This window comes from Caballeronia choica, from assembly GCF_001544535.1.
Taxonomy (GTDB): domain Bacteria; phylum Pseudomonadota; class Gammaproteobacteria; order Burkholderiales; family Burkholderiaceae; genus Caballeronia; species Caballeronia choica.
In genome coordinates, this window is sequence record NZ_FCON02000237.1 from 1 (window position 1) to 7697 (window position 7697).

Genomic DNA, 7697 nt, shown 5'->3' on the forward strand with positions numbered 1-7697 from the left:
TGCGCGGTCGCTGGCATCGAGATGGACAACGATACTTTTGTAGCTCATCGCTTCTCTCCTGTGGAATACGGGAATGAGTGGGCGCCTTCGCGCCCGCTTTGCATCGACTCTACGAGCGGGCAGGCTTTCGCCGTTGATTCAGATCAAGCGCAGCGAACCATATCCACACGAGGGCGCGACTTGACGCAGATCAATCGTCGACGGCCAGGCGGGGCTAGATTGGTCCTGTGCCTAAGCGCTCTTCATCCTTGAGAAGATCGACATGAAGGCACGCTTTTCACGCTCACCGACGAAAATTGCTCGACGGTCTGCGGCGTCGATCTGGGCATCCCCGACGGAGATGTTCCCGGTTGGGAACCGGAGGGTTGTTCGATGGGTGATCTGGAAACGTTCAAGCCGATTCACTTCGGTCCATTTTTGAAGTGCGGATAGAGTTGAGAAAAGCAGGAGGAGTGTGTGATGAACACGTTGCGGGGTGTGACGGCGGTGGACTATCAGATCACGGTGCGGCAGGACTTCGCTGCGGGAGAGACCGGTGAGGGGATCGGGCGGGCACTCAGCCAGCATACCGGGCGGGAAGCGCGCCAAATGGCCGTCGTTGTGCGCGACGGCACGGTCGACAACCTCGAAGTCGAATCAGGAAGGTGATCGAGCATGGCACTCACGGGAAAAATCAACGGCCCAGACTGGAGCGTGTATGCCGACACGCTAGATGTACCCGGCGGCTACGTGTGCGAGTTGCGCGTGGAGCATCGGGATCTGGCCGGTCGGCGCTTCGAACATCGCTTCAGGCATTCCGGGCGCTTCGACAGCGAGCGCGACGCCATCCTCGCGGGTTTGCGCGAGGGAGTGGTCTGGGTCGGGTTGAAGCTGACGAAAACGATTGGCGTGTAGCCGGCAGGCGCGCCGTTTCGGGACAATGACGGGATCAGAGGGAGCAGTCATGTCGAGAGTATTGATCGTCTATTTTTCACGCACCGGAGCGACGCGCAGGGTTGCCGCCGCACTGGCGACGACCCTGCACGCGGATGTCGAGGAGATCATCGACCGGAGCGACCGGTCGGGGACGCTCGGGATCCTGCGGTGTGTTCTCGACTCGGTGATGAGGCGGTCCGCATCGGTCGAGCCGATGCGACATGATTTGTCGGCATACCAAATGGTCGTCATCGGCTCGCCGGTCTGGGCGGGCAGAGTGAGCGCGCCGGTGCGCGCGTGGCTCGCGACGCACCGCCGTCGGCTGCCGCGCGTTGCACTTTTCTGCACGCTCGCCGGTCGCAGTAGTGAATCCGCGCTCAAGGAACTGTGCGAACTGGCGGCCAAACAGCCCGTCGCGCGCTGTGCGATTAGTCAGAGAAACGCACCGCAAGGCGAGGAAAGCCGTGCGTTGAATCTGTTCGCGCAACGGATCGAACGCACGCTTGCCCATATCGAAGAAATCGAATGGGCGGCCTGAGCGGGGGCAGTATGGAACGAGACATGAACCTACCCCAACCGCAGACGGCGGGACGAGGCTTCTTCTGCATTCTCTGCGTTGACCCGCGCTGATGCCGACGCGCGCAGCGGACTTCATTCGCAGACTGGCGGGACGCGACACGACACACCTCGACGAGGGATTACATCATGTACAGCAGGATTCTGGTTCCCATGGATGGCAGCAAAGCGTCTGAACGCGCGTTGAACGAAGCGATCCGGATCGCCGGTGACGGCCGGGCTCAAGTACGGGTCGTGCACGTTCTCGATGCTTCGACGGCGTATTCTTATCCGGTGACGTATCGAAACGAACTGCGCGAAGAAGGGCTACGCATGCTCGAGGACGTGCGGCGGAAACTCCAACAGGCTGCCGTACCGTGCGAGGTGCAATTGGTCGAGACGGATAACATTCACGAGACAATCGCCGATTGCCTGAACCGTTACGCGCAGAGTCACCAAACAGATCTCGTCGTAATGGGGACGACCGGACGACGGGGGTGGCGCAGAATGGCGTTCGGCAGCGTGGCAGAAGGCCTCGCCCGGATCGCCAGCTGTCCTATACTGCTGATGCATGAGGAGCCGGGCAGCGCCAGCAAGTAGGGTGCCCGTGTAAGAGTAAAGCAATGATCGCCGTGACACACGACGAACGGCACAGATATCCCTTTACCAAGCTCGACTCGAATGGGTAGCGTTGCGGAAGTTCTCGCAGAATTTCTCAAGCTCGGACTGACGTGCTTCGGCGGGTCCATTGCACATCTGGGCTACTTCCGCCGAGAGTTCGTTACACGGCGCGGCTGGCTTGACGACGAAACGTTCACCGAGTTGGTCGGGCTCTGTCAGTTCCTTCCAGGGCCGGCCAGCAGCCAGGTGGGATTTTCGATCGGTCTTTTGCGAGCGGGTTGGCTTGGCGGACTCGCCGCCTGGTGCGGGTTCACACTGCCTTCAGTCATGCTGTTAATCGGGTTTGCCGCCATCACGCCGAGTCTCGGCGGGCCGGTTGGCGGTGGCTTTATTCACGGTCTGAAACTGGTCGCCGTCGCGGTCGTCGCTCAGGCAGTGTGGGACATGGCGCGGCGTCTTTGTGCGGATCAGCGCCGCGCAGCTATCGCCCTCACCGCCATCGCGGTGCTCAGCATTCTGACCACTGTCTATGCGCAACTGATCGTGGTCAGCATCGGGGCCGTGCTCGGACTCGCGTTGTGCCGATCAACGACAACATCAAACACCGCTCGCGTGTCGCAGGACACCCACGAATTCGGTGTTTCCCGCACGGCAAGCGCCATCGCGTTGATTCTCTTCAGTGCCTTGTTGTTCGGACTTCCACTGCTGACCAGCCTCCACGCAGGTCCCGCCGTCAAGGTCGTGGAAGCGTTTTATCGCTCTGGTGCGCTGGTGTTCGGCGGTGGTCACGTCGTGCTGCCGCTTCTCCAACAGCAAACTGTCGCGGCCGGACTGGTTTCTTCGAACGACTTTCTCGCCGGCTACGGTGCCGCGCAGGCGGTCCCGGGTCCGTTGTTCGCGTTTGCTGCATTTCTAGGTTGGATGATGGTGCAAGCGCCGAACCATTGGACCGGTGCACTGCTTGCCACCGTGAGTATTTTCCTGCCGGGCCTGTTGCTTGTGCTTGCGGCGTTACCCTACTGGCGAGCACTGCGCGCACGTCCGTCGATGACTGCACTGCTTGCAGGAGTGAATGCCGCGGTCGTTGGACTCCTGGCCACCGCACTGTACTCACCAGTTTGGACCAGCACAGTTCTATCGAAGCCTGACTTCGCTGTCGCGGCTTGCGGTTTCTTCCTGATGATACGGTGGAGGTTCCCGCCCTTCGCCATCGTCGTGCTTAGTGCGCTGGCCGGTATTGCTGGACCTCCTTGCATTAGAGCGTCGGCCCCGGGGGAAACTCGAAGAGCCTGAGGAACTCGAAGCGCTGCAATGTTCTCCTTCGGTTATCCTTCCATTCTGCATAACCCGACAACATTCCGTCACCGTCAACATCAAAACCGACGCTGGGCTACGTCACGCGCGAAGACCAAATCGGCCGCTAGACGCTGCGGATTGCGCCTTTGGATGACTCTCCTGCGTTTGCCTATCAAGCGCGAGGTCCTCAATCATCCCAGGTCCACTCGCGGATCTCATCGCAATCGATGCCTTCCTCGTGCGCATGCCGGATGCTCTCGACGATCTGATCCTTGAGCCAGTTCTTGGCATGAGCGCCTGTGTCCGCCAAGCGCGGATACGTGGTCGCTCACGTCGATGGCGAGTGTGTAGCGGTCCACCTCGTTGATGATGGCAAGCTCAAAGGACGGACGCATTGATGTTGCCTTTCTCGCGATAGCCGTGCACGTGGATGTTCTCTGGATTCGTGCGATTGTAGGTGAGCTCGTCGCGCGTGAAGACCGAGTCGAAGTCGCGATGTGAAAGGGATCGCGGCATACGACACTGCGGAACGGAGTGCGCATCCTGAGGGCGACGTGCCCGGCTGGAACCCTCGCGCACGAGCTTTGCGCTAACGAGCCGGAAGCAAAAGAAGATTGAGAATCGTTTTTGTTAAGGGGCCTATCAATCAATGGCTTGTCTAGCCGTCGACGAATCGTGCGAAAATTACGCGCTCAACGTGGCATCGAAGAATAAGCTAAACCGTGTTACTCGCCATATGAGGCGTAGATTTCGAGGCGATCGCGCGGCTCAACGCTGTACCTCCATCGGCCTGGCGGTGATCGATCATGCGCATCCTTCTTGCTGAAGACGACGACCTTATTGGCAGTGGGCTCGAGGTCGCCCTGAACAATGCTGGTTTTGCCGTCGATTGGGCTAGAGAGGGACAGCACGCGAAATTCTCGCTCGCCACTACTGACTATGACCTGATCATTCTGGATTTGGGTCTGCCCAACATCACGGGAATGAGTCTGCTCACGTCGCCGCGTGCTGAACGTATTACGACGCCGGTGCTCGTGTTGACTGCCCGGGACGCCCACGCGGATCGTGTAGTGGGTCTTGACGCCGGCGCCGACGATTACGTTGGAAAGCCGTTTGATATTCGCGAAGTGATCTCACGCTGCCGTGCCTGATACGGCGTTCGCAGAACCGCGTCAGTGACATACTGGTGTGGCGCAATCGAAAAGTGGACCCGTCAACTCACACTGCTTTCCTCGACGATCTGCGCCTGCAGTTGACAACTCGGGAATTCGCCGTCCTGGTACACCTGCTTACGCACGTAGGCACGCCCCAGAGGAAGGCAAAAATCGAAGAAAGCCTTTATGGATGGGATCAGGAAGTCGAAAGCAACGCCATCGAGGTCCACGTGTCCAGCCTCCGAAAAAAGATTGGCGTCGACGCGATACGCACGATTCGGGGCGTCGGCTATGTGATGGAGAAAGCATGAGCGTCAAGGCTATGTCCCTTCGGCACCGACTGATGTTGTTGATTATCCTTAGTGTCGGCCTTTCCTGGACGGTAATGTTTGTTTGGAGCTTTCATTCAGCGCTGCGTGAAGTGACGCAATGGGATGAAGCCCGACTGATTCAACTGGGACCCCTTCTCGTCGAATTGAACCCCGCCGAGCTCGCGAAGTTGGCGGAGCATGGCATCGATACGAGGAATGAAGTCCCGCGCCATCCACAGCGTCCGAAGCTGGATTCCGACTACGATGATAGGTTTGTTCACTTTCAGGTAACAGATCGTCAGGGGCAAATCATCGCAAGAAGCAGCGACCTTCCTATCGTAAGGTTTGAGCGACAGCCCGTTGGAAGCGTCGAGAAAGTCGCCGCGGGCAGCGCCGTCTGGCTCATGTACACAATGCGAGATACCCATACCGGGCGCACCATCAGCTTGATGGAGCCCGCCAATGAGCATAGTGATCTTGCAAGCGGTGTTGCAGCCCGCATTGCTCGACCTGCGATCGTGTTATTGCCGGTCCTCATGTTGCTCGCGTGGTTCAGTATCGGCATTGGTTTGCGGCCGCTCACGGTTTTGTCCCACGCGATGCAAGCGCGAAACGACCGAAATTTGCAGCCCATCGAAATTGCGTCCACGCCTGGGGAGATTGAGCCGGTTATTACGGCCACCAATGCGTTGCTCGAACGACTCCGGACATCGCTGGCACGAGAACGCACATCCACTGCAGACGCGGCGCACGAGCTAAAAACACCCCTTACGGCGATCAAAGTACAGGCGCAGGTCGCGATGAGCTCCAGAGATTCTGCCCAGCAGATCTTGGCGCTAGAAAGGGTTGCCCTTGGCGTTGACCGTGGTGCTCATCTTGTCGAACAACTGCTGTTACTGGCGCGACTTGACGATGACGAGAAAATTGCGAAGTCGCGTTTGCGACTTCATGACGTTATCACGGAGGCCATGGTGTTCAGGAAGCATCTGGCGGACGAGAAGAAGATGACGCTCAGGCTCACGGGAGACGGTAATGCTGAACTGCAGGCGGACTGCATACTTGTTCGCGCCCTGCTCGACAATCTTCTCGACAATGCAGTGAAGTACGGTGAGGTCGGAGGAACTGTAGAGACGAACGTTAAGACAGACGACCGGTATGTCTATTTGATGGTCCGTGATGACGGCCCGGGAGTCAGTCGTGAAGAGATGACTCGTCTGGCGGATCGGTTTTTCAGGAGCTCGTCGGCAAGGGCAACTGGCAGCGGACTCGGTCTATCAATCGTGAATCGTATTGCCGCGCATTTCGGTGCCGATTTGAAGTTCAGTTGCGGCATCGAAGGACGGGGGTTGGCTGTCTGCGTCGTGTTTCCGTCGCGTCCTGTTGGCTTGACTCTCGCTCATCCATCCAGCAAGTTCAAGGACACTGATCATCGTAGTATCGAGGCCTAGCGTTGACAACCAAGGCGCGCCGATCTTTATTCAACAGGTGACTCGGTCGACGACAAACTCTCTGCGCGCAAATTTTAGATGAAGAAGAACAAGGGTCACCAATGGACAGCCGGAGGCGATCACGATCGGGGAACGGCTGTCTCCGACGCTTGCTACTTGATTTTGCATTGCGCGTTGAAAGGCCAGCCGCGATAGCTGCCGGACCACTGCCGTGCCGACGATAATTCCTGCTAGCGCCCACACGCGAAACCCGGACGACTCCATAGCCGAAGCAGGAATGCGAAGAAACACAATTGCGCCTATCGCTCCGACCTGGATGATGCCCGCCATTGCGGACGCCGTTCTAAGATATGTGCGGAGCATTACAGTGGTCGTGCGGTGCATATCTTTCCTCTCTGCTGGCTTGTCCACTAGACTAACAATCGCATCTTGGAGGAACGGACCTGAAGGGAGTCTTAAGACGGCTTTCATTCGTCGGTGCTCCGCCTTTCTTCAGCCGATGGTCATATAGATGAAAGCTGCGCATCTGGCAGCCTGTTTGCCAGATCCGCTCATTGCCGCCATATGTAAAACGTTCGTATTTCGATTGCGAAGACGCGTGCCGATGTCAGGATGATAGCGATAGTGTCATCCGCGAATAACAACACTTTTCATTCCCCTTAAGCCTCCCCTAAGGTTTTTTCGAGGATACTGAGAGGTTTAAATCGAGCGTATTCCGCCGTTTTTTCCAGGATGTCTGATGCGAACCGAACCCAATCTCGTATATAGCGCACCTGCACGTGTGCTTCATTGGCTCACCGCTGGTCTATTGCTCATTCAGTTCGTGCTCGCCTGGACGATGCCTGACGTGCACCGTGACACAAAGCCGGTGGGACTGATCGCCTGGCATCTGGGAGTCGGCATGGCGATCCTGTTACTTGTACTGGTACGCTGTCTCTGGCGAAGCACGCATGCGGTACCGCCCGAGCCGGTGACCTTGCCATTGGCCCTGCGCGCGTTGGCGCGATACACCCACCGGGCGCTTTACGCACTTTTGATCGCTGTGCCTTTGATCGGCTGGGCCAACGCCTCGTCGCGTGGCTGGCCTATTTCCCTATTTGCCTCGATTCCCATGCCGCCGCTTTCCCCGACTGGCTCACCGACCGGACACGCGCTTGGCGACTGGCACAGGAACTTCGCGTGGGTGCTCCTGGCGCTCGTCGCGATGCACGTTAGCGCCGCACTTTTCCACCATTTCATTCTGCGGGATCGAACGTTGATTCGCATGCTACCAAGCTCGGACAAGCGGTGAGCACAGGCGTAGTTCGGCGCAAAAAAATAGGTTCCTCGGCGCAATCTGTGGGTGATTTGATGGGAATTGTGAGAGATTCGTCAAGACCAAAGAACTCGTTTGCATG

The 7697-nt window shown here is 58.1% G+C and carries 8 protein-coding genes and 2 pseudogenes; 8 read left to right on the forward strand and 2 right to left on the reverse strand.

What is annotated here, in order from left to right; all coding sequences use genetic code 11:
- The first annotated feature begins 459 nt into the window (after positions 1 to 459).
- The 5 genes from AWB68_RS40840 to chrA all read left to right on the forward strand — a co-directional run bounded on the left by AWB68_RS40840 (position 460) and on the right by chrA (position 3384).
- Positions 460 to 648, forward strand: coding sequence for a hypothetical protein (locus tag AWB68_RS40840; protein ID WP_087649849.1), 189 nt, complete (start codon positions 460 to 462; stop codon positions 646 to 648).
- Between the two features lie 6 nt (positions 649 to 654).
- Positions 655 to 894: a hypothetical protein gene (locus AWB68_RS40845; RefSeq protein WP_087649850.1), complete on the forward strand. Its 240-nt coding sequence runs from the start codon at positions 655 to 657 to the stop codon at positions 892 to 894.
- A gap of 49 nt (positions 895 to 943) precedes the next feature.
- Entirely contained in the window at positions 944 to 1453 is a 510-nt protein-coding gene (locus tag AWB68_RS40850) for a flavodoxin family protein (protein WP_087649851.1), read from the forward strand.
- A gap of 167 nt (positions 1454 to 1620) precedes the next feature.
- On the forward strand, positions 1621 to 2070 hold the full coding sequence (locus AWB68_RS40855) for a universal stress protein (RefSeq protein ID WP_087649852.1): 450 nt from the start codon (positions 1621 to 1623) through the stop codon (positions 2068 to 2070).
- Between the two features lie 81 nt (positions 2071 to 2151).
- Positions 2152 to 3384 carry a chromate efflux transporter gene (gene chrA / locus AWB68_RS40860; protein ID WP_087649853.1) on the forward strand — a complete coding sequence of 411 codons (1233 nt, stop codon included), beginning with the start codon at positions 2152 to 2154 and terminating at the stop codon, positions 3382 to 3384.
- Positions 3385 to 3574: 190 nt separating this feature from the next.
- On the opposite strand, the pseudogene AWB68_RS50215 reads toward chrA, so the two are convergent.
- A pseudogene (locus AWB68_RS50215) lies at positions 3575 to 3918 on the reverse strand (phosphoketolase family protein); the annotation flags it as partial.
- A 275-nt stretch (positions 3919 to 4193) separates the two neighbouring features.
- Between AWB68_RS50215 and AWB68_RS40870 the strand changes: the two are divergent.
- Positions 4194 to 4852, forward strand: a pseudogene (locus AWB68_RS40870) (response regulator).
- On the forward strand, positions 4849 to 6300 hold the full coding sequence (locus AWB68_RS40875; RefSeq protein ID WP_087649854.1) for an ATP-binding protein: 1452 nt from the start codon (positions 4849 to 4851) through the stop codon (positions 6298 to 6300). The pseudogene AWB68_RS40870 and the gene AWB68_RS40875 overlap by 4 nt, the downstream one beginning before the upstream one ends.
- A gap of 30 nt (positions 6301 to 6330) precedes the next feature.
- On the opposite strand, the gene AWB68_RS40880 is transcribed toward AWB68_RS40875, so the two are convergent.
- On the reverse strand, positions 6331 to 6630 hold the full coding sequence (locus AWB68_RS40880) for a hypothetical protein (protein ID WP_125483220.1): 300 nt from the start codon (positions 6628 to 6630) through the stop codon (positions 6331 to 6333).
- Between the two features lie 409 nt (positions 6631 to 7039).
- Here AWB68_RS40880 and AWB68_RS40885 point away from each other — a divergent pair, with 409 nt between their 5' ends.
- A complete protein-coding gene (locus tag AWB68_RS40885) occupies positions 7040 to 7591 on the forward strand; it encodes a cytochrome b (protein WP_087649856.1) in 552 nt (183 codons plus the stop codon).
- Positions 7592 to 7697: the final 106 nt, after the last annotated feature.